Source organism: Williamsia sp. M5A3_1d (genome assembly GCF_053345315.1).
Genome location: NZ_JBKEZX010000004.1, coordinates 716,511 through 739,936, shown reverse-complemented (window position 1 = coordinate 739,936; position 23,426 = coordinate 716,511). Strand labels below are relative to the sequence as shown.

21 protein-coding genes and 1 tRNA gene are annotated in these 23,426 nt (G+C 69.0%); 18 read left to right on the top strand and 4 right to left on the bottom strand.

The window, feature by feature from the left end; translation table 11 throughout:
* Nucleotides 1-50 precede the first annotated feature (50 nt).
* Nucleotides 51-1,922 carry an NAD(P)/FAD-dependent oxidoreductase gene (locus ACLBW1_RS20350; RefSeq protein ID WP_447813591.1) on the bottom strand — a complete coding sequence of 624 codons (1,872 nt, stop codon included), beginning with the start codon at nt 1,920-1,922 and terminating at the stop codon, nt 51-53.
* A gap of 177 nt (nt 1,923-2,099) precedes the next feature.
* Here ACLBW1_RS20350 and ACLBW1_RS20345 point away from each other — a divergent pair, with 177 nt between their 5' ends.
* On the top strand, nt 2,100-3,389 hold the full coding sequence (locus ACLBW1_RS20345; protein WP_447813590.1) for a GAF domain-containing protein: 1,290 nt from the start codon (nt 2,100-2,102) through the stop codon (nt 3,387-3,389).
* Here the strand turns inward: ACLBW1_RS20345 and ACLBW1_RS20340 are convergent.
* Nucleotides 3,342-3,812: a hypothetical protein gene (locus ACLBW1_RS20340; RefSeq protein ID WP_447813589.1), complete on the bottom strand. Its 471-nt coding sequence runs from the start codon at nt 3,810-3,812 to the stop codon at nt 3,342-3,344. The genes ACLBW1_RS20345 and ACLBW1_RS20340 overlap by 48 nt on opposite strands.
* On the bottom strand, nt 3,809-4,957 hold the full coding sequence (locus ACLBW1_RS20335) for a molybdopterin-dependent oxidoreductase (protein ID WP_447813644.1): 1,149 nt from the start codon (nt 4,955-4,957) through the stop codon (nt 3,809-3,811). The genes ACLBW1_RS20340 and ACLBW1_RS20335 overlap by 4 nt, the downstream gene beginning before the upstream one ends.
* Nucleotides 4,958-5,121: 164 nt before the next feature.
* Here ACLBW1_RS20335 and ACLBW1_RS20330 point away from each other — a divergent pair, with 164 nt between their 5' ends.
* The 17 genes from ACLBW1_RS20330 to ACLBW1_RS20250 all read left to right on the top strand — a co-directional run bounded on the left by ACLBW1_RS20330 (nt 5,122) and on the right by ACLBW1_RS20250 (nt 22,539).
* Complete coding sequence (locus ACLBW1_RS20330; RefSeq protein ID WP_447813588.1) at nt 5,122-7,143, top strand: HAD-IIA family hydrolase; 2,022 nt, start codon at nt 5,122-5,124, stop codon at nt 7,141-7,143.
* Nucleotides 7,140-7,403, top strand: a complete 264-nt coding sequence (locus ACLBW1_RS20325) for a hypothetical protein (RefSeq protein ID WP_447813587.1) — start codon at nt 7,140-7,142, stop codon at nt 7,401-7,403. The genes ACLBW1_RS20330 and ACLBW1_RS20325 overlap by 4 nt, the downstream gene beginning before the upstream one ends.
* A gap of 6 nt (nt 7,404-7,409) precedes the next feature.
* Nucleotides 7,410-8,258, top strand: a complete 849-nt coding sequence (locus ACLBW1_RS20320) for a TlyA family RNA methyltransferase (protein WP_447813586.1) — start codon at nt 7,410-7,412, stop codon at nt 8,256-8,258.
* A gap of 83 nt (nt 8,259-8,341) precedes the next feature.
* Complete coding sequence (locus tag ACLBW1_RS20315; protein WP_447813643.1) at nt 8,342-9,238, top strand: NAD kinase; 897 nt, start codon at nt 8,342-8,344, stop codon at nt 9,236-9,238.
* Between the two features lies 1 nt (nt 9,239).
* On the top strand, nt 9,240-11,003 hold the full coding sequence (recN, locus tag ACLBW1_RS20310; protein ID WP_447813585.1) for a DNA repair protein RecN: 1,764 nt from the start codon (nt 9,240-9,242) through the stop codon (nt 11,001-11,003).
* Between the two features lie 125 nt (nt 11,004-11,128).
* Nucleotides 11,129-12,310: a putative cytokinetic ring protein SteA gene (gene steA / locus ACLBW1_RS20305; protein WP_447813642.1), complete on the top strand. Its 1,182-nt coding sequence runs from the start codon at nt 11,129-11,131 to the stop codon at nt 12,308-12,310.
* A gap of 3 nt (nt 12,311-12,313) precedes the next feature.
* Nucleotides 12,314-13,219: a copper transporter gene (locus ACLBW1_RS20300; RefSeq protein WP_447813584.1), complete on the top strand. Its 906-nt coding sequence runs from the start codon at nt 12,314-12,316 to the stop codon at nt 13,217-13,219.
* Between the two features lie 127 nt (nt 13,220-13,346).
* A complete protein-coding gene (locus ACLBW1_RS20295) occupies nt 13,347-15,107 on the top strand; it encodes a CTP synthase (RefSeq protein WP_447813583.1) in 1,761 nt (586 codons plus the stop codon).
* Nucleotides 15,104-15,757, top strand: a complete 654-nt coding sequence (locus tag ACLBW1_RS20290; RefSeq protein ID WP_447813582.1) for an NUDIX domain-containing protein — start codon at nt 15,104-15,106, stop codon at nt 15,755-15,757. Before ACLBW1_RS20295 ends, ACLBW1_RS20290 begins: the two co-directional genes overlap by 4 nt.
* Before the next feature lie 10 nt (nt 15,758-15,767).
* Nucleotides 15,768-16,709, top strand: coding sequence for a site-specific tyrosine recombinase XerD (xerD, locus tag ACLBW1_RS20285; RefSeq protein ID WP_447813581.1), 942 nt, complete (start codon nt 15,768-15,770; stop codon nt 16,707-16,709).
* Between the two features lie 173 nt (nt 16,710-16,882).
* Complete coding sequence (locus ACLBW1_RS20280; RefSeq protein WP_447813641.1) at nt 16,883-17,776, top strand: ParA family protein; 894 nt, start codon at nt 16,883-16,885, stop codon at nt 17,774-17,776.
* Nucleotides 17,776-18,624, top strand: a complete 849-nt coding sequence (locus ACLBW1_RS20275) for a segregation and condensation protein A (RefSeq protein WP_447813580.1) — start codon at nt 17,776-17,778, stop codon at nt 18,622-18,624. Before ACLBW1_RS20280 ends, ACLBW1_RS20275 begins: the two co-directional genes overlap by 1 nt.
* A 10-nt stretch (nt 18,625-18,634) precedes the next feature.
* On the top strand, nt 18,635-19,300 hold the full coding sequence (gene scpB / locus ACLBW1_RS20270; RefSeq protein WP_447813579.1) for an SMC-Scp complex subunit ScpB: 666 nt from the start codon (nt 18,635-18,637) through the stop codon (nt 19,298-19,300).
* A gap of 2 nt (nt 19,301-19,302) precedes the next feature.
* The gene (locus ACLBW1_RS20265) at nt 19,303-20,265 is read left to right on the top strand and encodes a pseudouridine synthase (protein WP_447813578.1); all 963 of its coding nucleotides are present in this window, start codon (nt 19,303-19,305) and stop codon (nt 20,263-20,265) included.
* Nucleotides 20,262-20,948 (top strand): (d)CMP kinase, encoded by a 687-nt coding sequence (cmk, locus tag ACLBW1_RS20260; RefSeq protein WP_447813577.1) that lies wholly within the window; start codon nt 20,262-20,264, stop codon nt 20,946-20,948. Before ACLBW1_RS20265 ends, cmk begins: the two co-directional genes overlap by 4 nt.
* Nucleotides 20,945-22,372, top strand: a complete 1,428-nt coding sequence (gene der / locus ACLBW1_RS20255; protein ID WP_447813576.1) for a ribosome biogenesis GTPase Der — start codon at nt 20,945-20,947, stop codon at nt 22,370-22,372. Before cmk ends, der begins: the two co-directional genes overlap by 4 nt.
* 93 nt (nt 22,373-22,465) lie before the next feature.
* Nucleotides 22,466-22,539: transfer RNA gene (locus ACLBW1_RS20250), tRNA-Pro, on the top strand.
* A 56-nt stretch (nt 22,540-22,595) separates the two neighbouring features.
* Here ACLBW1_RS20250 and ACLBW1_RS20245 read toward each other — a convergent pair.
* A complete protein-coding gene (locus ACLBW1_RS20245; protein ID WP_447813575.1) occupies nt 22,596-23,411 on the bottom strand; it encodes a DUF1684 domain-containing protein in 816 nt (271 codons plus the stop codon).
* Nucleotides 23,412-23,426 lie beyond the last annotated feature (15 nt).

The window sequence follows — 23,426 nt, the reverse complement described above, 5'->3', positions numbered from 1 at the left end:
CACAAAACCCCTGTGACCACTGGTCACAGGGGTTTTGTTCTGTCTGGACCTCAACTCAGATGGTGCACTTCCTGCATTTTGTAGACCGGCGTCGGGATCCCCTCGTAACGGGCTTTCAGCTGCAGCGCCAGATACAACGAATAGTGCCGCGACTGATGCAGATTGCCGCCGTGGAACCACAGGTTCTTCTGCTGGGTGGGCTTCCACATGTTGCGCTGTTCGCCCTCCCACGGCCCCGGATCCTTCGTGGTCTCCGAGCCCAGCCCCCACACCTTCCCGACCTTGTCGGCGACGTCTTGTCCGATGAGATCAGCGGCCCAACCGTTCATCGAGCCGAACCCGGTCGCATAGATCACCACATCGGCCGGCAACTCGGTTCCGTCGAGGAGCACCACGCTGTTCTCCGTGAGGTGATCGACGTTGCCGTGGGCGAGCTTGATCGTCCCGTCGGCGACGAGTTCGGCCGCACCGACGTCGATGTAGTAGCCCGATCCTCTCCGCAGGTACTTCATGAACAGACCGGAACCGTCGTCGCCCCAGTCGTGGTCGAAGCCGGCGGCCTCGAGACGGTCATAGAAATCCTTGTCGCGTTCCCGGATCGCGTCGTACACCGGGATCTGGAACTCGTGCATGATCCGGTACGGCAACGACGCGAACGTCAGGTCCGCCTTCTCCGTCGTCATCCCGGCCGCCAGGGCCCTCTCGGAGTAGAGATCGCCGAGACCCAGATCCATCAGCGACTCCGACTTCACGATGTGCGTCGACGAGCGCTGCACCATCGTCACATCGACGTCGTTCTCGACGAGCGCCTTGCAGATGTCGTGCGCGGAGTTGTTCGACCCGATCACGACGGCCTTTTTGCCGACGTAGGCGTCAGGGCCGGGGTGTGCGCTCGAGTGGCGCTGATCGCCGGCGAACACATCCTGGCCCGGGAACTCGGGGACATTCGGCTTCCCGGACATGCCGGTGGCCAACACCAGATGTGTGGGGTGGACGGTCACCTTCTCTCCGTCACGATCGAGTTCGACGGTCCACCGCTCCTCTTCGTCGTCGAACTCCGCCGACAGGCAGGTGGTCGAGTTCCAGTAGGGGACCTCCATGACCCGCGTGTAGAACTCGAGCCACTCACCGATCTTGTCCTTGGGCGCGAACACCGGCCAGTTCTCCGGGAACGGCAGGTAGGGGAGGTGGTCGTACCAGACCGGGTCGTGCAGGCACAGCGACTTGTATCGGTGACGCCACTGGTCGCCGGGTCGCTCGTGCTTGTCGACCACGATGGACGGCACACCCAGCTGGCGCATACGCGCGCCGAGCGCGATGCCGCCCTGTCCGCCGCCGATGATCAGCGTGTACGGCTGCACGGTGTACCCGAGTTCCCGCTCCTCGTCGGCGCGTCGCTCCGCCCACGAGCGGGTGTCCTCGGATTGCCCGTGGACCGCGCCCTTCACCCTCCGGGTTCCCTGCGGCTCCTCGAAGCCCTTCAGCTCCCGCAGCGTGGTGAGCAGTGTCCAGCCGCGATCGACACCGTCGTCGCCGCGTCGAAGACGCAGGTGGCCTTTCCCGCGACCGGTCGCCGTCTCGAACTCGATGAACGCCGACACGACATCACCGTCGGCGGTCGCGGGCTCCGCGGTCACGAACCCGCTGGGGTCGGCTTCGGGCAGCCTCGCGGTGAGCATGTCGGCGAGCTGATCGTGGCCCTCCATCGTCGTCAGGTTCCAGGTCATCGCGACGAGGTCCCGCCAGAAGCAGTCGGTCACGAATCCCGAGACGACGCGTTCGATGTCGCGCACCGCGAGCGCGGCCTCGAACTCGGCCAGCCAACGATCCATCCGCTGCTGGGCATCGTCGATTCCGGGTGCTGTCGGCGTCGTCGAGCCGGTGGGTTCCGCGAGGTCGGTGGGTTCGATGGTCTGCGTCATGGGACTCCTGTCGTCGATCGCCGGGTCCTCACCGTCGAAGACTCCGTGCTGTGACCCACAGCACACCTTCCGAAGGGGCGACGCCAGGGTTGCAGTGCGTTGCACCGGCGACGACCACCGAGACGCGGCGCCCGCGTGATTGCCCGCGGATGTGACGCGGGGCACACTGGTGCCATCATGACCCGTCCCGAAGTCCCGGAGCCCGCGCTGTACGCGGGCGACGACCCACGCCGCTACGCGGAACTCCTCACCGAGGTCTACGACGCGACGATGTCGGGGGACAAGGCGCCCGCACGACCCCGCGAGGTCATCGACGACTCGTGGAACCGGCTCCTCGCGCAGGGCGCCGACCCCGACCGGATGAATCGGACGAGCCCGGCGGTGACGGTGGGCGACCTCGAACGCCGTCGACAGGAATCGGGCCTGGCCGATGTGGTCGACGACCTCGCCCACGGACTGGAGTCCGTGATCACCGACGGCGACAACATCCTCGTCATCGCCGACCGCGGTGGACGGGTGCTGTGGCGTAGTGGCTCGAACCGCGTCCTGAGCAGCGCCGATCGTCTCGGCTTCGTCGAGGGCGCCGACTGGGCCGAGGGGTCCGTCGGCACCAACGCCATCGGCACCGCTCTGGCGTCAGGACGCGCGCTGCAGGTGTTCTCGGCCGAACACTTCGTCCGTAGCCATCACACCTGGACGTGCGCCGGCGCACCGATCCGTGACGCCCGCACGAACGAGGTCATCGGGGTCGTCGACGTGAGCGGTCCGGCGGCGACCATCCACCCGACGACGGTTGCACTCGTCGATGCGGTCGCCCGACTGGCCGAGTCGCATCTGCGTGAACTGCACCGCCGCACCCTTGATCGACTGCGGTCGGTCGCGGCGCCGATGTTGGCGCGGCTCGCCGGACGGGCGCTCGCGGTCGACGCCCACGGATGGGTGGCGGCGGTGGAATCGGTGGCCGACCGCAACCGGATCCTGTTACCCGACGACCTCCGGCCGGGACGCGTATGGCTGCCGTCGCTCGGATCGTGCGACGCCGAACCCCTTCCCGGCGGCTGGCTGGTGCGTGTGCGAGCAGACACCGACACCGCCGCCGATGTCTCGACGACGGTGGTGGTCGACCTTCGCGACGGCGGCGCGCCGTCGGTGCGCGTCGACACCGCGCTCGGCGGGTGGACGAATGCCCCGACCCCGCGTCACGCCGAGATCCTGTACCTCCTCGCGCGACATCGGGGCGGCCGCACCGCGGCGCAGATGGCGGAGGACCTCTTCGGAGACGAATCGCGGGTGGTCACGGTGCGTGCCGAGATGTCGCGCCTGCGTCGACAGTTGGCGGGTGTGGTCGTCGGCAACCCGTATCGCTTTCTCGACGACGCCGACGTGCAACTGCTCCTGCCCCTCGACAGCGCGCGGCTGCTACCGCACTCGGTCGCGCCCGCGGTCTGCCGCGCCCGGGTCGCCTGACGCCGGACCAGTGTGGAGGGAGCGGTGATTGCGTACCGCGACCACTGCCGCCAGCACCCAGATGATCGCGACGACGATCCCCAGGCCGAGACCGTAGGGCCGGTCCAGGATGGTCGCGTTGACCGGAGTCTTGTCGGCCGGTCGCGGGGCCAGGACCGGTAGGGACAGGAGCACCAAGATCAGGGTCGCCGCGGCCGCGACGAGCACTGGCGCCCACACCGTCGACGGCAGCAGACGCCGCCCGGCGTGGCCGAACATCGTGTAGGTCGGGGCGAGGATCGCATCGTGCGCGATGAGTCCGGCGGCGAGCCAGATGAGCAGTGAGATCTGGTCGGCGGTCTGCACGTCCCACAGCAACGACACCCCGTATGCGGCCATCCCGAGGCCGATGAGCGCGAGGATCAGTCGGATGGCGGTGATCACAGGACCTCGATCCGTGACAGCCACTTCGTCTGCAGCACACCGGGGCGGTTCGGCGCGATGAGCCGGCACGGATACCCGTGGTCGAGACTGAGCACCTCGCCGTTGAGCTCGAGAGCGATGAGGGTGTCGTCGTCGTCGACGAAGTTGGCGGGCAGCGTGCTGACCCCGTAGAGGCCGCGGTCGAACGACACCAGCCGGGCGTCGCGTCCGCCTCTCTCGTCGACCGCCGCGAGCAGATCCCGCAAACGCACACCACGCCACGTCCCCGACGCGCTCCACCCCTCCACGCACGCGATCGGCAGGTCGCGCGTCGTCTGCGGCATCGACCGCAACGCCTCGAGGGAGATCGGGGTCTCACGACCGTCGACGGCGAGCACGAGCCGATAGTCGGCGCCCCGGATGCGGTCGGTGATGCCGGCGGCGGCGGCGGTGCGATTGATCGGCACACCCTGCGGCCCCTCGCCCGACCGCGGGGCGAGGAACGCGGCCCAGCGAAGGAACGGGACGGACTGCCCCGCGTACGCCAGAGCGGTCAGGCCGGCGATCGCCCACGTGCCGCGCAGGACGGTCCTGCGGGTGAGGACGCCCTTGTGGCCGGGGCCGGTGGCGTCGGGCGGGGTGTCGGGTTCGGCGTCGAGGGGTTCGCCGAGTGCGCGACGGATGATCGGGAGCTTCACCGCGATGTGGACCGCCAGGGCGCCGATGGCGACCCACGCCATCGCGTAGTGGGTGGTGGTGAAGAAGAACTTCCACGGGTACCACTGCGCGGTGTTCATCAATCCGGTGAACAGCTGGAAGATGCCCGCCGCCACCAGGACCGCGATCGACAACCGTTCGAGCAGACGCACCGGCGATCCGATACGTGGACGGGCGAACAACTTCGGGTACACCACGCCGAGCTTCACCAGCAGCAGCGGGATCGCCACCACACCGCTGATCACGTGGAGACCCTGCGTGACGCGGTAGAGCCACGGCGGGTTGGCCGGCCAGTAGAACCATCCGGGCGGGTGCTGGATCCAGTGACTGATGAGGCCGGTCACGAAGCAGACGGTGAACGCGATGCCGAGCAGGAGTCCGACCCGGGCGGTGAGTCCTTCTCCGCGGACCGGCTTGTCGGTCCGGTCGTCGAGTCCGACCGCGGCCAGGGCGTCGTCGATGTGGTCGTCGAGGGGGCGACCACGGAACGTCGGCGTCGGGAACCTCACGATGCGGGGTACCCGGCGGACCGGTCCCTGTGCCGAACGGAGTGCATACCTGGAGACGATATGCTTGCGCCACAAACTTCACAGCGTGGATCCGAAGGACAACAATGACCGATCGTGAACAGCGGGGCTCTCGAGCCACCGACCATCGTCGCCGTGACGACGGCCCACGCCGTGGCACCGGATCCGCGAATCGGCCACCCGAGCCGTCGATCCCCGACGACGTGGTGCCCCAGGATCTCGACGGAGAGGTCCGCCGCGATCTGCTGACCCTCGACCGCACCAACGCCGACGCCGTCGCCCGCCACCTGGTGATGACCTCGCGTCTACTCGACGAGGATCCTGCGCTGGCGCTCGAGCACGCGCGTGCCGCCCGGCGGCGCGCCGGCCGTATCGCGGTGGTTCGTGAGACCGCAGGCATCGCGGCCTACAACGCGAACGAGTGGACCGAGGCGCTCTCGGAACTGCGTGCCGCGCGCCGCATGTCCGGCGGCACCACACTGCTGCCGCTGATGGCCGATTGTGAACGGGGGCTGGGTCGTCCGGACCGTGCCATCGACATCGCCCGCAGCGACGAGGGGCGTGCGCTGACCGGCGACGAGGCCACCGAGATGAAGATCGTCGAGTCCGGCGCCCGCATCGATCTCGGCGACTTCGACAAGGCCGTGGTGACCTTGCAGACCGCCGGACTCGACCCGTCGCAGACCGGTACCGCTGCGGCGCGGCTGTTCTACGCCTACGCGACAGCGCTGCACGCCGCGGGCCGCACCGACGACGCCGTCACCTGGTTCATGAACGCCGCGGCCGCCGACGTCGACGACGTCACCGACGCCGAGCTGCGACTGATGGAGCTCACCGACCCCGAGGGGTTCGCCGAGCACTTCGGAGGCGACGACATCGACGACGGCGACGCCATCGACATCGAGGGCGAGCCCGCGCACGAGGACGAGGCACCGCAGCCGACCGACGCCGAGGTCACCTCGACCCTGCCCGTCGCGCCCGAGGTGACCGAACGCGAGATGACCGACACCGTTGCCGACCCAGAACCCACCCCGGCGCCTGCGCCTACACCCATCGAGGAGACCGACGTGACCGACGAACCCACCGGCGACACCCTGGCCGGCGGGTACGACGCGATCCTCTGTGATCTCGACGGCACGCTGTTCGCCGGTGGTGAGGCGATCGACGGTGCACAGGAGGCGCTGGCCCGCGTGACCGCGCCCGCGTACTACGTGACGAACAACGCGAGCCGCCGCGCGCCCGAGGTGGCCGAGCACCTGACGTCGCTGGGCTTCACCGCGCAGGCCGATCAGGTCGTCACCAGCGCACAGAGTGCGGCGGCATTGCTGGCCGAGCACCTCGAGCCCGGGTCGCGCGCGCTGGTCGTCGGCACCGACGGTCTCGCCCAGGAGATCCGCGAGGTCGGCATCGGCGTCACCCGCAGCGCCGCCGATCGGCCGCAGGCCGTCGTCCAGGGACACTCGCCCGAGACCGGTTGGGCGCAACTGTCGGAGGCCGTGCTCGCGATCGCCGACGGCGCCCTGTGGATCGCGTGCAACGTCGACCCCACGCTGCCGTCGGAGCGGGGCTTCATGATCGGCAACGGTTCCATGGTCGCCGCGGTCGCCCACGCGACCGGTGCGACACCGCTGGTGGCCGGCAAACCCGCAGAGCCGCTGATGCGTGACGCCATCGCCCGCAGCGGTTCGCACCACCCGCTCGTCGTCGGCGACCGCCTCGACACCGACATCGCCGGCGCCGTCGCGGTCGGCGCCGACAGCCTCCTCGTCCTCACCGGCGTCGCATCGCTGGCCGACGCCGTGTGCGCCCCACCCGAGCAGCGCCCGACCCACGTCGGCGCCGATCTGGGCGCGTTGACCCGCCCGGCCGGGACGAGTGCCGTCGGCCCCGTCGACGGATGGACGGTGACGGTCGACGGTTCGACCATCCGCATCGCCGGCACCGACGGCGATCCCGACGCCCTGCCCGCGGCGGTCCTGCACGCGGCGTACTCCGCGGACGCACGCCCGGAGTCGGCACGCGAGGTGTCGTTCGAGGCCGACGGCGACACCGCGGCTGCGGCGCTGCGGCGGTACGGCCTCGACTCCGATAGCGTCTCGAAGCGATGAGCCATCCGTCGCCCGCACAGATGCCCGGCCGCTTCGGTGCCACCGCCGCATCGTCGGAGACGCACCGTGTCGACCCCGACGCGGTCGTCGGGGAGGTCGCCGAACTCCTCGACCGTGTCGACGAGGTCCGGCGGTCCGCAGCCGACGACGACGGCCACGACGGTCCGGTCGATCTGGCACCCCTGTCCGCACAGGCCGATCTCCTCGAGCAGGCCCACGACGTGCTCACCACGGCGCTCGAGCAGCTCGACCGTGTGTGACCGCTGATGGCGCCGCGGGCGCGCCTCGACGCCGAACTGGTGCGGCGCGGACTGGCCCGGTCGCGCGAGGAGGCTCGTGACCTGATCGTCGCCGGGCACGTCGCGGTGAACGGTGTCGCGGCGGGCAAGCCGGCCACCAACGTCGGTCGTGACACACCGATCGTGGTGTCGGAGAGCGACACCGAGAAGTGGGCGTCGCGGGGGGCACACAAGCTGATCGGCGCCCTCGACGCGTTCGCGCCCGGAGGCCTCCTCGTCGAGGGTCGGCGCGCACTCGACGCCGGCGCCTCCACGGGGGGATTCACCGACGTGCTGCTGCGTCGGGGTGCGCGCGAGGTGGTCGCCGCCGACGTCGGCTACGGCCAGCTCGTGTGGCGCCTGCAGACCGACGATCGGGTCGACGTCCGTGACCGCGTGAACGTCCGTCACCTCGATGCCGACGCGATCGGCGGACCGGTCGACCTGGTGGTCGCCGACCTGTCGTTCATCTCCCTGCGGCTGGTGTTGCCGGCGTTCGCGGCCTGCGTGGCATCGGGCGGCGATGTGGTGCCCATGGTGAAGCCGCAGTTCGAGGTGGGTCGCGAACGCGTCGGATCCGGTGGTGTGGTGCGGGATCCGACGTTGCGTCGCGACGCGGTGTGCGCGGTTGCGGCCCGCGCGCTCGCACTCGGGCTGCGTACGGTGGGCGCCGTGGCCAGTCCGCTGCCGGGTCCGTCGGGGAATGTTGAATACTTCCTGTGGTTGCGGCGTGATGGAACCGTCGACCCGGTTGCCGACGTCGATGTAGCGCACGGTGAGATCGATGACGACACATTCGCTGCCATCACGGCGGCGATCGAGGAAGGACCCCGGTGACACAGGTGGGGGCGCGAACCGTGGGAACCGATCGTGAGTTCCTCGTGGTGGCGCACACGGGGCGCGCGGTCGTCACCGAGACGATGGCCGCCATCGCCCGGCACTGCGCCGACGCCGGGGTCGGGATGCGCGTGGTGGAGCACGACATCGCGGGCCTCAACCGTGGCGCGGCCGCCGGTTCGCGCTCGGTGCACCCCGTCGATCCGGCCGAGCTCCGCAGTTTCGGCGCCGATGTCGAGGTGACCCGAGGCGACGAGGAGTCGGCGGCGGGCTGCGAGATCGTCATCGTCCTCGGCGGCGACGGAACTTTCCTGCGCGCCGCGGAACTGGCCTACCCGTCGTCGGTCCCGGTCCTGGGTATCAACCTGGGCCGCATCGGGTTCCTCGCCGAGGCCGAGGCCAACCGTGTCGACGCCGTGATGGATCAACTTATCCGTGGCGACTACCGCGTGGAGCAGCGGATGACGCTGGACGTGTCGGTCATCGTCGACGGCGACGAGGTCATCGCCCGCACCTGGGCACTCAACGAGGCCAGCATCCAGAACCCCGGGAACCAGGGTGTCCTCGAGGTGGTCACCGAGGTCGACGGTCGTCCCGTCGCCTCCTACGGCGCCGACGGGATCCTCGTCTCCACACCCACCGGGTCCACCGCCTATGCGTTCTCCGCCGGCGGTCCGGTCATGTGGCCCGATCTCGAGGCGATCCTCGTGGTCCCCAGCAACGCCCACGCACTGTTCACCCGGCCCCTGGTCACCAGCCCCAACTCGGTGATCGCCATCGAGGTGGAACGGTCGGGGCAACATGCCATCGTGTCGTGCGACGGCCGCCGCGCCATCGACGTCCCCCCGGGGGCACGTATCGAGGTGGTGCGCGGTGCACGGCCGCTGCAGTGGGTGCGGATCGACTCCGATCCGTTCGCCGACCGACTGGTCACCAAATTCGATCTTCCCGTCACCGGCTGGCGGGGCAGGCAGGTGTGACGTGCTCGAAGAACTAGCGATCAGCGGACTCGGTGTCATCGCCGACGCCGCCGCGGAATTCCACGACGGGTTCACCGTCCTCACCGGAGAGACCGGCGCGGGCAAGACGATGGTCGTCACCAGCCTGCACCTGCTCTCCGGGGTGCGCGGCGACGGCGACAGGGTCCGTACCGGCACCGACCGCGCCACCGTCGAGGGACGGTTCCGAGTCGATCCGTCGCTCACCGGTGTCGACGAGATCCTCGAATCGGCCGGCGCCGAACGCGACGAGGACGACACCGTCATCGCCGCGCGGTCGGTCAGCGCCGACGGTCGTTCACGCGCGCACCTGGGCGGTCGGTCGGTTCCCGTCGGCACCCTCGGCGCGTTCACCACCAGCCTGCTGACCATCCACGGCCAGAACGATCAGCTCCGGCTGCTCAAACCCGATCATCAGCGCGACGCCCTCGACCGCTTCGGCGGCAAACCGGTCGCCAAGGCGCTCACCGCCTATCGCGCGGCGCGGCAGACGTGGATCGAGGCGGTCGACCAGCTCGAGATGCGCCGCCGCAACTCCCGGGAGCTGGCCCAGGAGGCCGACCGATTGCGTTATGCCCTCGACGAGATCGACGCCGTCGAGCCGACGCCCGGCGAGGACCTCGAACTGGCCGCGCTGGTGACCCGGCTCGGTGACCTCGAAGAGGTCCGTTCGGTCGCCGCCGGCGCGCACGCCGCGGTGACCGGTCAGACCGATCTCGCCGGCGACGACGCCGACGCCGCCGCCGTCATCGACCTGCTCGGTCAGGTGCGCACGCTGCTCGGCTCCACCTCCGAACCCACGCTGCGCGACCTGCTCCCACGGGTGGAGGAGGCGTTGTCGGTGGTCGGCGACATCGGCGAGGAACTCGCCGGGTTCCTCCACGGACTCCCCGCCGACGCCTCCGAGCTCGAGAAGGTGCTCGTCCGGCAGGCCGAACTGAAGAACCTGATCCGCAAGTACGCACCCGACATCGACGGTGTGCTGGCGTGGCGCGATTCCGCGCGCAGTCGTCTCGCCGAGATCGACGACTCGTCGGTGTCGATCGAGGCGCTCGAGACCGCCGCGCAGGAGGCGACGACGGCACTGGTCGGCGTCGCCGCGACCCTCACCGCGGCACGGACGAAGGCGGCAGGCTCTCTGGGCACGAAGGTGAGCCGCGAGCTCGGCGGCCTGGCCATGAAGGACGCCACCCTGGAGGTGTCGGTGTCTCCCGACGAGTCGGGGGAGAGCGATCCACGCAGTCTCCTCGTCGACGGCACACGGCTGCACGCCGGATCCGGGGGAGTCGACCGGGTCGAGTTCACCCTCGCCGCCCATTCGGGCGCGGTACCGCTCGCCATCGCGAAGTCGGCGTCGGGCGGCGAACTCTCGCGGGTGATGCTCGCTCTCGAGGTCGTCTTGGCCGGCCCCGACGGCGGATCGACGATGGTGTTCGACGAGGTCGACGCCGGTGTCGGTGGACGCGCGGCGGTCGAGATCGGCAAGCGGCTCGCCGCCCTGGCCCGCAGCCACCAGGTCATCGTCGTCACGCACCTCCCGCAGGTCGCGGCGTTCGCCGACAACCACCTGCTCATCGGCAAGACGACCGGCAAGAGTTCGGTGACCAGCTCGGTGGAGACCCTCGACCACTCGGGTCGCGTCGCCGAACTGGCCCGCATGCTGGCCGGCCTGGGGGATTCGCACACCGGTCGCGCCCACGCGGAAGAACTGCTCGCCACGGCCGACCGGGAGAAGGCGCTCGCCTGATCCGGGGGGACCCACCACAATCATCGGTGATCGAACGCCTGTTACTGATGTGACAAAAGTGGCGAATGTTACGGCGCGCCTCCGTGCCCGTCCTCACCCTCGGGCCGATCATGGGCGACATGAAGATGCCAGCCCTGCTCTCTCGCACCGATGACACCCTGCCCGGAATCAGCGGGATCGCCAGGGTCGACAAGAACACCTCGCGCCTGCTCGAGCGCGTCAGCCACGGCGACATCGTCGTGCTCGACGAACTCGACCTCGACCGCGTGATCGCCGACCGTCTCGTCGAGGCCGACGTGACCGCCGTCGTCAACGCGTCCCCGTCGATCTCGGGTCGCTACCCCAACCTCGGCCCCGAGGTGCTCGTCGCATCGGGCATCACCCTCATCGACGACGTGGGCCCGGAGGTGTTCCGCCGCATCAAGGACGGGTCGAAGATCCGTATCGACGACGGCAACGTCTACGTCGGCGGCAACCGCCTCGCGCGCGGCACCGAACTCGACGAGCGGGCGGTGGCGAAGCTGATGATCGAGGCCAAGTCGGGTCTCGTCGATCACCTGGAGGCGTTCTCCGGCAACACGATCGAGTTCATCCGCAGTGAGTCGCCGCTGCTCATCGACGGCGTGGGCGTGCCCGATGTCGAGGTCGACCTCAAGAACCGGCACGTCGTGGTGGTTGCCGACGGCGCCGACCATGAACTCGACCTCAAGAAGCTCAAGCCCTTCATCAAGGAGTACGCACCGGTCCTCATCGGTGTCGACGGCGGCGCCGACACCCTGATGCGCGCGGGCTACCGTCCCGACCTCATCGTGGGCGACCCCGAGACCATGCGGGCGGCGACGCTGAAATGCGGTGCGCAGGTGGTGCTCCCGGCCGATCCCGACGGTCACGCCGTCGGACTCGAGCGGATCCAGGATCTCGGTGTCGGGGCGATGACGTTCCCGGCGGCGGGTTCGGCATCCGATCTCGCGCTGCTGCTCGCCGACTTCCACGGCGCGGCGCTCATCGTCACCGTCGGTACGTCGGCGTCACTCGACGACTTCTTCGACCGCAGCCGCCGGGAATCGAACCCGTCGACCTTCCTCACCCGCCTCAAGGTCGGACCGAAGCTGGTCGACGCGAAAGCCGTTGCGACGCTCTACCGCAGCCGTGTCTCCGGTGCCGCGATCGCGCTGCTCGTGCTCGCAGCGCTGGCCGCCATCATCGTCGCACTGGTCATGAGCAACACCGGCGGCGAGATCGCCGACTGGATCGTGGCCGAATGGGACCGTGGCTACGTCTGGGCCAGGGACGCCTGGAACCGATAGCTCGTGATCTCGCTGCGCCAGCACGCGATCTCGCTCGTCGCCGTCTTCCTCGCGCTCGCCGTCGGCGTGGTGCTCGGATCGGGCTTCGTCGCCGATCGCATCGACTCCGGTAACGACTCGTCGTCTCTGCGATCGAACAACGACACCCTCAACGCCCAGGTCAACGCGGCCGACTCGTTCAACGACGCGATCTCCCCACGTCTGTTGCGTGGGCTGCTCGCGAACCGGTCGGTGCTCGTGGTGACCGCACCCGGTGCGGCCGAGGCCGACATCGCTGCGGTGAAGACCTCGCTCAACCAGTCCGGGGCCACCTTCGCGGGTCAGATCGGTCTCACCGACGAACTGGTGGGTGACGCCTCGGCGCAGAAGCTGACCAGCATCATCGACCAGGCCATCCCGTCCGGGGCGTCGCTGCGCACCGAGCTCACCGATTCCGGCGGGCGGGTCGGCGACCTCCTCGGGCTGCTGCTGCAGCGCAAGATCGATGCGCCCGGCGGCGCATCGGACACCGACATCTCCGCCGGGCTGCAGGCGCTGCGGCAGGGCGGCTTCATCACCTACGTCGACAACGCCGTCAACCCGGCGCAGCTCGCCGTGGTGGTGACCGGCGGTTCACTCGGCGACAACGCCGGTGCCCGAGGACAGCTCATCGCCCGTTTCGCGGCGTCGTTCGGCGCCCGCGGATCGGGGACGGTGATGGCCGGACGCAGCGGCTCGGCCGACGGATCGTCACCGATCGGGGTACTGCGGGCCGACGCCTCACTGTCGCGGGTGGTCGCCTCGGTCGACAACGTCGACGAGTCCACCGGACGCATCGTGACGGCGTTGGCGCTGGCCGACGCCCAGCGTGGACGCCCGGGTGCCTACGGCTCGGGTCCCGGCGCCTCGGCGATCGCCCCCTCCACCTGAGAGCGGCTACCGGAGACCGAGACACCCCGGAGAGCTCGCCGACGACGCGACGTGCCCCGGAGGTGTTACGGTAAAGCCCCGTAGGCGAGCAGGTTTTCCGACCCGCTCCGGCCAATCGGGAGAAGCGTTGCGACCACTGCGTCATGCACCATCAGGCACCAAGCACATCTTCGTCACCGGAGGTGTCGCATCCTCGCTGGGCAAAGGTCTGACCGCCTCCAGCCTCGGACAACTCCTCACCTCACGCGGGCTACGCGTGACGATGCAGAAGCTCGATCCGTACCTCAATGTCGACCCCGGGACGATGAACCCGTTCCAGCACGGTGAGGTCTTCGTCACCGAGGACGGCGCCGAGACCGACCTCGACGTCGGACACTACGAACGCTTCCTCGACCGGAATCTGTCGCAGAGCGCGAATGTGACCACCGGACAGGTGTATTCGACCGTCATCGCCAAGGAACGCCGCGGCGAATACCTCGGTGACACCGTGCAGGTCATCCCGCACATCACCGACGAGATCAAGAACCGCATCCTCGCGATGCGCCTGCCCGACGCCGACGGCAACTCGCCCGACCTGGTGATCACCGAGATCGGCGGCACCGTCGGCGACATCGAGTCGCAGCCCTTCATCGAGGCCGCGCGTCAGATCCGCCACGACGTGGGCCGCGACAACGTCTTCTTCCTGCACGTGTCGCTGGTGCCGTTCCTCGCCCCGTCGGGCGAGCTGAAGACCAAGCCCACCCAGCACTCGGTGGCCGCGCTGCGCAACATCGGCATCCAGCCCGATGCGCTGATCCTGCGGTGTGACCGCGACGTGCCCGAACCGCTGAAGAACAAGATCGCGCTGATGTGCGACGTCGACATCGAAGGCGTCATCTCCACCCCCGACGCACCGTCGATCTACGACATCCCCAAGGTGCTGCATCGCGAGCAGCTCGACGCCTACGTGGTGCGCAAGCTCGGCCTGCCGTTCCGCGACGTCGACTGGACCATCTGGGGCGAACTGCTCAAGCGGGTGCACGAGCCGCGGGAGTCGGTGACCGTCGCGCTCGTCGGCAAGTACGTCGACCTGCCCGACGCCTACCTGTCGGTCACCGAGGCCATCCGCGCCGGCGGGTTCGCCGCACGCGCCAAGGTCGAGATCCGTTGGGTGCAGTCCGACGAGTGCGCCACCGACGCCGGTGCCCAGCAGCATCTTGGCGACGTCGACGCGATCCTCATCCCCGGCGGCTTCGGCATCCGCGGCATCGAGGGCAAGGTCGGTGCGGTCCGCTTCGCCCGCCGCCGCGGCATCCCGCTCCTGGGGTTGTGCCTGGGCCTGCAGTGCATCGTGATCGAGGCCGCCCGCGAGGCGGGTCTCACCGACGCGAGCTCCGCAGAGTTCGACCCCGACACCACCCACCCGGTGATCTCCACGATGGCCGATCAGGAACAGGCCGTCGCCGGTGAGGCCGATCTCGGCGGCACGATGCGCCTCGGCGCGTATCCCGCTGTGCTCGAACGCGGTTCGGTGGTGGCCGACGCGTACGGCACCACCGAGGTGTCGGAGCGTCATCGCCACCGCTACGAGGTCAACAACACCTACCGCGACCAGATCGCCACCACCGGCCTCAAGTTCTCGGGCACCTCGCCCGACGGGCACCTCGTCGAGTTCGTCGAGTACCCCCGCGAGATGCACCCGTTCCTGGTCGCCACGCAGGCGCACCCGGAGCTGAAGAGCAGGCCGACGCGCCCGCATCCGCTCTTCGCGGCGTTCGTCGTCGCGGCGCTGGAATACAAAGCAGCCGAACGGCTCCCGGTGAACGTGCACGGCGACGAGGACGAGAACGCCCGCGGCACCGTGCCCCAGCCCGACGCAGGGACCGGGGCCGCCGAGGTGAGCGCATGACCCCAGCGTCGTCACCGGCCGACGAACCGTTCGACTTCTCGGTCATCGGTTCCGACACCGTCTACGACGGCGCGATTCTCGCGCTGCGGGTCGACGAGCTCACCATGCCCGGCGACCGGACCGCCAAGCGTGAGGTCGTCGAACACCACGGCGCGGTCGCGATCGTCGCCGTGGACGCCGACGGCGCCATCGCGACGGTCACCCAGTACCGACACCCGGTGCGCCGCCGACTCCGCGAACTCCCCGCCGGGTTGATGGACTCCGGGGCCGACGAGTCACCGGTCGACGCCGCGCGACGCGAACTGATGGAGGAGGTCGGTGTCGAGGCCGACCACTGGCACACCCTCGTCGACGTCGCCTCATCACCCGGCTTCACCGACGAGGCGCTGCGGGTGTTCGTGGCGGAGGGGTTGCGGGAGGTCGACCGCCCCGACGCCCACGACGAAGAAGCCGACATGGACATCGATTGGATTCCGCTCGACGACGCCGTCGCCATGGTGTTCGCCGGCGAGATCGTCAACGTCACCAGCGTGTGCGGCATCCTCGCGCTGGCGCACGTCCGCGCCACCGGCGCCGCTCTGCGCGACCCCGACGCGGAGTGGGTCGATCAACCGACCGCACTCGACCGCCGCCACGCTTCGCGGAAATGACCGTGGGCGAATGGAACTCGACGACACGACGCTGGGCGGCCAGATCCGGCGCTATCTCGACCATCTCGCCGTCGAACGCGGGGCCGCGCCGAACACGCTGAGTTCGTACGGTCGCGACCTCCTGCGGTACCAGCGGTACCTGGAATCACGGCAGATCGCCGAGCTCGGCGACGTCGCCGAGGAGGACGTGCGCGAGTTCCTGGTGGCGTTGCGGCGAGGGGATCCCGACCGCGACGAGAAGCCGTTGGCCGACAGCTCCGTGGCCCGCACCCTGGTCGCGACCCGTGGACTGCACAAGTTCGCCGTCGCCGAGTCGATGGCGGCCACCGACGTCGCCCACGCGGTGCGCCCCCCGAAACCGGCGCGACGGCTCCCGAAATCCCTTCCGGTCGACGAGGTGATCGCCATCCTCGAGGCGGCCGGCGGCTCGGGCCCGTCGGAGACACCGCGCACGTTGCGCGACCGTGCCCTGATGGAGCTGCTGTACAGCTGCGGTGCCCGCATCTCCGAGGCGGTGTCGCTCGACATAGAGGACGTCACTGCCGAGACGGGCGCGGTACTCCTGCGCGGCAAGGGCGGCAAGGAACGCCTCGTGCCGGTGGGCGGCCCGGCGCTCGAGGCGCTCGACGCCTACCTGGTGCGGGGGCGTCCGGCGCTGGTGTCGAAGTTCAACCCGGCGCTGTTCCTCAACTCCCGCGGCGGTCGACTCTCGCGGCAGAGTGCGTGGCAGGTGCTCGCCGACTCGGCGAACCGGGCCGGTCTCGACAAGGCGGTGTCGCCGCACACGTTGCGGCACAGCTTCGCCACCCATCTCCTCGACGGTGGCGCCGACGTGCGTGTGGTGCAGGAACTGCTGGGGCACGCCTCGGTGACCACGACGCAGGTGTACACACTGGTCACCGTGTCGGCGATGCGCGAGGTCTACGCGACGGCACACCCGCGGGCCCGGTGACGGCGATGCGTCGCCGCCGCGCGCGGGTGACGCACTAGGCTGATCTGCGATCGACGACCCACTCTCGCGTCAGGAGCATCGACAACGTGACCACCCCTCAGCCGCCGGCCCAGGGTGACCCGTCGCGTGACGCTCCGTCCCCCGACACGGAAGCGGCGCAGTACAGCTTCACCATCGACACCCCCAACCGCGGACCGGCGCAGGCCGACGTCTCGGGTGAGCCCGAGGGGGTCGGGCCCACCGGTCGCGTGGCCCGCGAGGTGCCCGACCCGCAGCCGCTCGACAAGCACGGCCCCGCCATCGTGATCGCGGTGTGCAATCAGAAGGGTGGCGTCGGCAAGACCACCTCGACGATCAATCTCGGTGCGGCGCTCGCCGAGTACGGCCGTCGCGTGCTCCTCGTCGACCTCGATCCGCAGGGCGCGTTGTCGGCGGGGCTCGGCGTCCCGCACCACGAACTCGACCTCACCGTGCACAACCTGCTGGTGCCGCCGCAGGTGTCGGTCGACGACGTGCTGATGCGCACCCGCGTCGACGGACTCGACCTGCTGCCCAGCAACATCGACCTCTCCGCCGCCGAGATCCAGCTCGTCAACGAGGTGGGCCGCGAACACACCCTCGGTCGGGCGCTGCACCCCATCCTCGACCGTTACGACTACGTCCTCATCGACTGCCAGCCGTCGCTCGGTCTGCTCACCGTGAACGCCCTGGCCTGCGCCGACACCGTTCTCATACCGATGGAGTGCGAGTACTTCAGCCTCCGCGGGCTCGCGCTGCTCACCGACACCATCGACAAGGTGCGTGACCGGTTGAACCCGCGACTGACCCTCGGCGGGATCCTCATGACCATGTTCGACGCGCGCACCCTGCACTCGCGGGAGGTGATGGCGCGCGTGGTCGAGGTGTTCGGTGAACGCGTCTACGACACCGTCATCAGTCGTACCGTGCGGTTCCCCGAGACCAGTGTCGCCGGCGAGCCGATCACCTCGTGGGCTCCGAAATCCGGGGGAGCGAAGGCGTACCGGGCGCTCGCACGAGAGGTGCTGCACCGCACCGGCCGATCGTGATGTCCGACAACGCCGTCGACGCGTCACCCACGACGGACGTGGCCGCCGAGCCGGATCCGTCGGTGTTCAACGTGTCGCTGACGAATTTCTCCGGCCCGTTCGATCTGCTGCTCGACCTGATCAGTCAGCGTCGTCTCGATGTCACCGAGGTCGCGTTGCACGCCGTCACCGACGATTTCATCGCCTACACCAAGAAGATCGGGTCGATCGTCGACCTCGATCAGACGACGCAGTTCCTCGTGGTCGCCGCGACACTCCTCGATCTGAAGGCCGCGCGACTGCTTCCGCGGGGCGAGGTGGAGGATCCCGACGACCTCGCACTGCTCGAGGCCCGCGACCTCCTGTTCGCCCGACTCCTTCAGTACCGCGCCTACAAGCAGGTCGCGGCCCTGTTCGCCGAACTCGAAGCGGCTGCACTGCAGCGCTATCCACGGGCGGTGTCGTTGGAGGCCCGGTACGAGAAGCTGCTGCCGGAGGTGACCCTGGGCGTCGACGCACAACAGTTCGCCGAGGTCGCCGCGACCGCGATGGCGCCCAAGCCGGTGCCGCGGGTCGGGTTGTCGCATCTGCACGACGTCGACGCAGTGTCGGTGCCCGAGCAGGTGGTGCGGGTGACCGAGATCCTGCGGGTCGCCGGGGCGAAACAGTGGGTGGACTTCTCGACGCTGGTCTCCGAATGCGCCAACGGCCTCGAGGTGGTCGCGCGGTTCCTCGCGCTGCTCGAACTGTTCCGGCAACGCGCCATCGAGTTCGAACAGAGTGAGGCGTTGGGCACACTGCACGTGTCGTGGACCGGTGAACGCGACACCGAGGAGATCACCGTGACGAGCGCGGACGGCTACGGATGAGAGACGACGGATGACCGAGGACATGCTGTTCGACGATCACGACGCCCTCGCCGACGACGAGCTGCGGTCGGCTCTCGAGGCGATGTTGCTGGTGGTCGATTCGCCGGTGACCACCGAGTCGCTGGCGGGTGCGGTCGGTGAACCCGAGGCACGGGTGGCCGAGGCGCTGCGGGCCTACGAGGCCGAACTGACCGAACGGTCGAGCGGGATCGACCTGCGCTACGCAGGCGACGGGTGGCGGCTCTACACCCGCACCGATTACGCCCCCTACGTGGAGAAACTCCTGCTCGACGGGGTGCGTTCGAAGTTGACGCGAGCCGCGCTGGAGACGTTGGCGGTCATCGCCTATCGCCAACCGGTCACCCGCACCCGGGTGAGTGCGGTGCGTGGCGTGAACGTCGACGGCGTGATGCGCACATTGCTGGCTCGGGGACTGATCCGCGAGGCGGGCAGCGACCCCGAGACCAGCGGGACGATGTACGCCACCACCGAGCTGTTCCTGGAACGGCTGGGTCTGGCATCGTTGGCCGAGCTACCCGATCTGGCGCCGCTGCTGCCCGATGTCGACGTGATCGACGACATCGACGAGGAGATCATCAACGATCCACGATTCGCCAAGATGGACTCCCGGCAGGCAGACTCGAAGATTGACCTCACCACCTCAGAACTGGATTAGACATGACACCCGCTAGCCGAGACGGCAGACCGGACCGAAGCAAGACCACCTCGAACGCCTCCCGCACAGGCAACTCCCCGGGCAAGCCGAAGAAGCCGCACCGCAAGGGAACGGCACACGCCGCCAAGGGCGCCGCTCCGAGCGTGCGCCGCGGCCAGGAGCGCATCAACAACGCCAAGCCCGCGAAGATCCAGAACGTCACGCCCGAGGGCGACGGCGCGAACTACGTCGCCGACGGTGTGCGCCTGCAGAAGGTGCTCGCCCAGGCCGGCGTCGCATCGCGACGCGGTGCCGAGGAGTTGATCGCCGCCGGCCGCGTCGACGTCGACGGCGAGATCGTCACCGAGCAGGGGATGCGGATCGACCCGACCACCGCGGTGGTGCGTGTCGACGGCGCCCGTGTGGTGATGGACGAGACCCTGCAGTACCTCGCGCTGAACAAGCCGAAGGGCTGGCAGTCGACGATGAGCGACGACCAGAACCGACCGTGTGTCGGTGACGTGGTCGCCGAGCGCGTGATGGCCGGTCAGCGGCTGTTCCACGTCGGCCGTCTCGACGCCGACACCGAGGGGCTGCTGCTGCTCACCAACGACGGCGAACTCGCCCACCGCCTGATGCATCCCTCGTTCGAGGTGCCCAAGACCTACCTCGCGACGGTGAAGGGCATCCCGCCCCGTGGACTCGGTCGCACCCTGAAGGCCGGTGTCGAACTCGACGACGGCCCGGTGTCGGTCGACGGCTTCGCGGTGCTCGAGATCCTCGAGGGCCAGGCACTGGTGAAACTCGTTCTGCACGAGGGTCGTAAGCGGATCGTCCGTCGCATGCTCGACCACGTCGGGTTCCCCGTACTGAACCTCGTCCGCACCGAGATCGGCGCGGTGCACCTCGGCAACCAGCGTCCGGGCAGCCTGCGGGTGCTCGGCCGCGACGAGGTCGGCGCACTCTACAAGGCGGTGGGGATGTGAGCGCCCCGCACGCGATCATCACCATCGACGGGCCCGCGGGTACCGGCAAATCGAGCGTGTCGCGCCGTGTCGCCGACCGCCTGGGCGCCCGGTACCTCGACACCGGTGCCATGTACCGGGTGGCGACGCTCGCCGCACTGCGCGCCGGCGCCGACCTCGAGAACCCTGATGCCATCACCGACGCCGTCGCCGACGTCGAGATGACGCTGTCGAATGATCCCGGCTCGCACGCGGTGACCCTTGCCGGTGAGGAGGTCTCGAGCGAGATCCGTACCGACGCGGTGACCAAGGCCGTCTCGGCCGTCTCGGCGGTGGCGGATGTCCGCACGAAGATGGTTGCGCTGCAACGCGACATCGTGGCCGGTGAGTACGCCGTCGTCGAGGGCCGAGACATCGGGACCGTGGTGTTCCCCGACGCCGAGTTGAAGATCTTCCTCACCGCCTCGGCGCAGGCCCGCGCTCAGCGACGCCACGACCAGAATCTGTCGCAGGGGCGGTCCAGTGACTTCGACACGGTGCTCGCCGACGTCGAGCGCCGCGACCACCTCGACTCGACCCGCGCGGTGTCGCCGTTGCGCGCCGCCGACGACGCGATCGTGGTGGACACCAGTGACATGACCATCGAGCAGGTGATCGACCACCTCGTGGAGTTGGCGACCGACCGAATCGGAGCACGCGCATGACCGACCAGCAGGATTTCGATCTCGGCGGTGTCGACGGTGTGTGGTCGGATGAAGGCGACTGGCAGATCGGCGAATTCGGCGACGACGGCGAGGGCGGCAACGCCGTCCCCATGCCCACCGTGGCCATCGTCGGACGACCCAACGTCGGCAAGTCGACTCTGGTCAACCGCATCCTGGGCCGCCGTGAAGCGGTGGTGGAGGACATCCCCGGCGTGACGCGTGATCGTGTGTCGTACGCCGCGGTGTGGTCGGGTCGTCGTTTCCTGGTGCAGGACACCGGTGGGTGGGAGCCCGATGCGAAGGGGATGGGTCAGGCCATCGCGCGTCAGGCCGAGTTCGCGATGAACACCGCCGACGCCGTGGTGTTGGTGGTCGACGCGACCGTCGGTGCCACCGCGACCGATGAGGCGGTTGCGCGCGTGCTGCGCCGCTCGAAGACCCCGGTGCTGTTGGCGGCCAACAAGGTCGACGATGAGCGCGTCGAATCGGAGGCGGCGGCCCTGTGGTCGCTGGGTCTCGGTGAGCCGCGCGCGGTGTCGGCGGCGCACGGTCGGGGAGCGGGCGATCTTCTCGACGCGATCCTCGAGGTGCTGCCCGAGACGCCTCGTGACTTCGGTCAGCCCGCCGGGCCCCGACGCGTCGCGTTGGTCGGAAAGCCCAACGTGGGCAAGAGCTCTCTGTTGAACAAGCTGACCGACTCCGACCGTGCTGTGGTCGACAACGTCGCGGGCACCACCGTCGACCCTGTCGACGAGCTCGTGGAACTCGGTGGCAGACTGTGGAACTTCGTCGACACCGCAGGGTTGCGCAAGCGGGTGAACACCGCGAGCGGTCACGAGTACTACGCGTCGCTGCGAACGCGCGCGGCGATCGACGCCGCCGAGGTGGCGGTGCTGCTGATCGACGCCTCGGAACCGATCACCGAGCAGGACCAGCGGGTGCTGACGATGATCGTGGAGGCCGGCCGGTCGCTGGTCATCGCATTCAACAAGTGGGACCTCGTCGACGAGGACCGGCGCCTGCAGCTCGACAAGGAGATCGACCGCGACCTCTCACGCGTGCCGTGGGCGCGTCGTGTGAACATCTCCGCCTCGACGGGCCGCTCGGTGCAGAAGTTGGTGCCGCAGCTCGACACCGCGCTGGAGTCGTGGGACAAGCGGATCTCCACCGGTCAGCTCAACGGCTGGCTCAAGGACGTCATCGCCGCCACCCCGCCGCCCGTGCGTGGCGGCCGGCAGCCCCGCGTCATGTTCGCGACCCAGGCCGCGACCCGCCCGCCGACGTTCGTGCTGTTCACCACCGGTTTCCTCGAGGCCGGCTACCGCCGGTTCCTCGAGCGCAAACTGCGCGAACAGTTCGGCTTCGACGGCTCACCCGTGCGCATCAACGTGCGTGTTCGCGAGAGGCGCGAGCGACGCAAGTAGACAGCTGAGGCGATTGGCCCCCGCGTGGGCCGGTCGGCTAATCTGTACAACGCTGCTCCTCACGGAGCGGCGATGCCCCTCACAGGGCAGCCACGGGCTGTGGCGCAGCTTGGTAGCGCACTTGACTGGGGGTCAAGTGGTCGCAGGTTCAAATCCTGTCAGCCCGACTCGAATTTGCAGTCAGCACGCTTGAGGGAACGGCCCGCTGACCAGCTCCCGTGTGTCACCCACGCCCGTACGGTGTCTTTTCGCCCGCCTCGACGGCAAAGGGCAGATGGTTTCCGGCCGGGGGAAGCGGGCAGGTCGCGAAATCGATGAACGCGCAGGGCAGATTGACCGCCCGGTTGAAGTCGAGGACCACCGCGCCGCCACCGTGGACGATCTCGTCCGATGCGTCGATCAATAGTGTTCGGTTGGCTGAGTAGGTGGTCACGCCCGACGTCTCGTCGGTGAAGAGCACGCTCAAGCCGCCGTCTTTGCCGTTGAACGCAGTCAGACGGTGCTCGGTGCCGCCGCGTTCGATGACCAGCACCCCTGGAGCGACGTAGACGTGTGCGAGTCCCTCTGCGACCGCGCCGACGGTGACCGACTCGGGCTCGGGAAACGGCTCGAATCGCGCGTCGATCACCCAGGAGGGGTCAGCGGGATAGGCGGGTACGCCGCGGAAGTCACGAATCGTCGGGGCGGAATCGTCGTGGACGCGGATCAGATATCCGTCGCCGCGGCGGGCGACCTCGATCTGATGACCGTCGACCTCGACGACCTCACCCGGGCCCGTAGGGTGCAGCTCGAACTGGCGCGGTGAGAACGTCTCGTCATTGCTGGGTGCGAGGTGCGCAACCGGCCCCTCGAACCGCCAGGATCCGGGCAGACCGTCGAACCGTCCGGGCTCGGTGTCGAGCCACTCCAGACGATTGATCGACAGCCATCCACCGGGTGCTGCGAGGGACTCCTCGCGGGCGCGGTGCCACTGTTCCCAAGTTGCCGTGAAGCTGTCTGCCGAAGCAGCGTCAATGTCGGTCGTGATCGTCTCGGTCATGGTGTTCTCCTCGTC

What these genes read in the sequence shown, in the direction of transcription:
- ACLBW1_RS20290 (WP_447813582.1), top strand. Translation starts at nt 15,104, where the DNA reads ATGACCCCAGCGTCGTCACCGGCCGACGAACCGTTCGACTTCTCGGTC.
- ACLBW1_RS20315 (WP_447813643.1), top strand. Translation starts at nt 8,342, where the DNA reads ATGGCCGCCATCGCCCGGCACTGCGCCGACGCCGGGGTCGGGATGCGC.
- ACLBW1_RS20275 (WP_447813580.1), top strand. Translation starts at nt 17,776, where the DNA reads ATGTCCGACAACGCCGTCGACGCGTCACCCACGACGGACGTGGCCGCC.
- ACLBW1_RS20265 (WP_447813578.1), top strand. Translation starts at nt 19,303, where the DNA reads ATGACACCCGCTAGCCGAGACGGCAGACCGGACCGAAGCAAGACCACC.
- ACLBW1_RS20325 (WP_447813587.1), top strand. Translation starts at nt 7,140, where the DNA reads ATGAGCCATCCGTCGCCCGCACAGATGCCCGGCCGCTTCGGTGCCACC.
- steA (WP_447813642.1), top strand. Translation starts at nt 11,129, where the DNA reads ATGCCAGCCCTGCTCTCTCGCACCGATGACACCCTGCCCGGAATCAGC.
- ACLBW1_RS20320 (WP_447813586.1), top strand. Translation starts at nt 7,410, where the DNA reads ATGGCGCCGCGGGCGCGCCTCGACGCCGAACTGGTGCGGCGCGGACTG.
- ACLBW1_RS20330 (WP_447813588.1), top strand. Translation starts at nt 5,122, where the DNA reads ATGACCGATCGTGAACAGCGGGGCTCTCGAGCCACCGACCATCGTCGC.
- ACLBW1_RS20245 (WP_447813575.1), bottom strand. Translation starts at nt 23,411, where the DNA reads ATGACCGAGACGATCACGACCGACATTGACGCTGCTTCGGCAGACAGC.
- ACLBW1_RS20345 (WP_447813590.1), top strand. Translation starts at nt 2,100, where the DNA reads ATGACCCGTCCCGAAGTCCCGGAGCCCGCGCTGTACGCGGGCGACGAC.
- ACLBW1_RS20350 (WP_447813591.1), bottom strand. Translation starts at nt 1,922, where the DNA reads ATGACGCAGACCATCGAACCCACCGACCTCGCGGAACCCACCGGCTCG.
- scpB (WP_447813579.1), top strand. Translation starts at nt 18,635, where the DNA reads ATGACCGAGGACATGCTGTTCGACGATCACGACGCCCTCGCCGACGAC.
- xerD (WP_447813581.1), top strand. Translation starts at nt 15,768, where the DNA reads ATGGAACTCGACGACACGACGCTGGGCGGCCAGATCCGGCGCTATCTC.
- der (WP_447813576.1), top strand. Translation starts at nt 20,945, where the DNA reads ATGACCGACCAGCAGGATTTCGATCTCGGCGGTGTCGACGGTGTGTGG.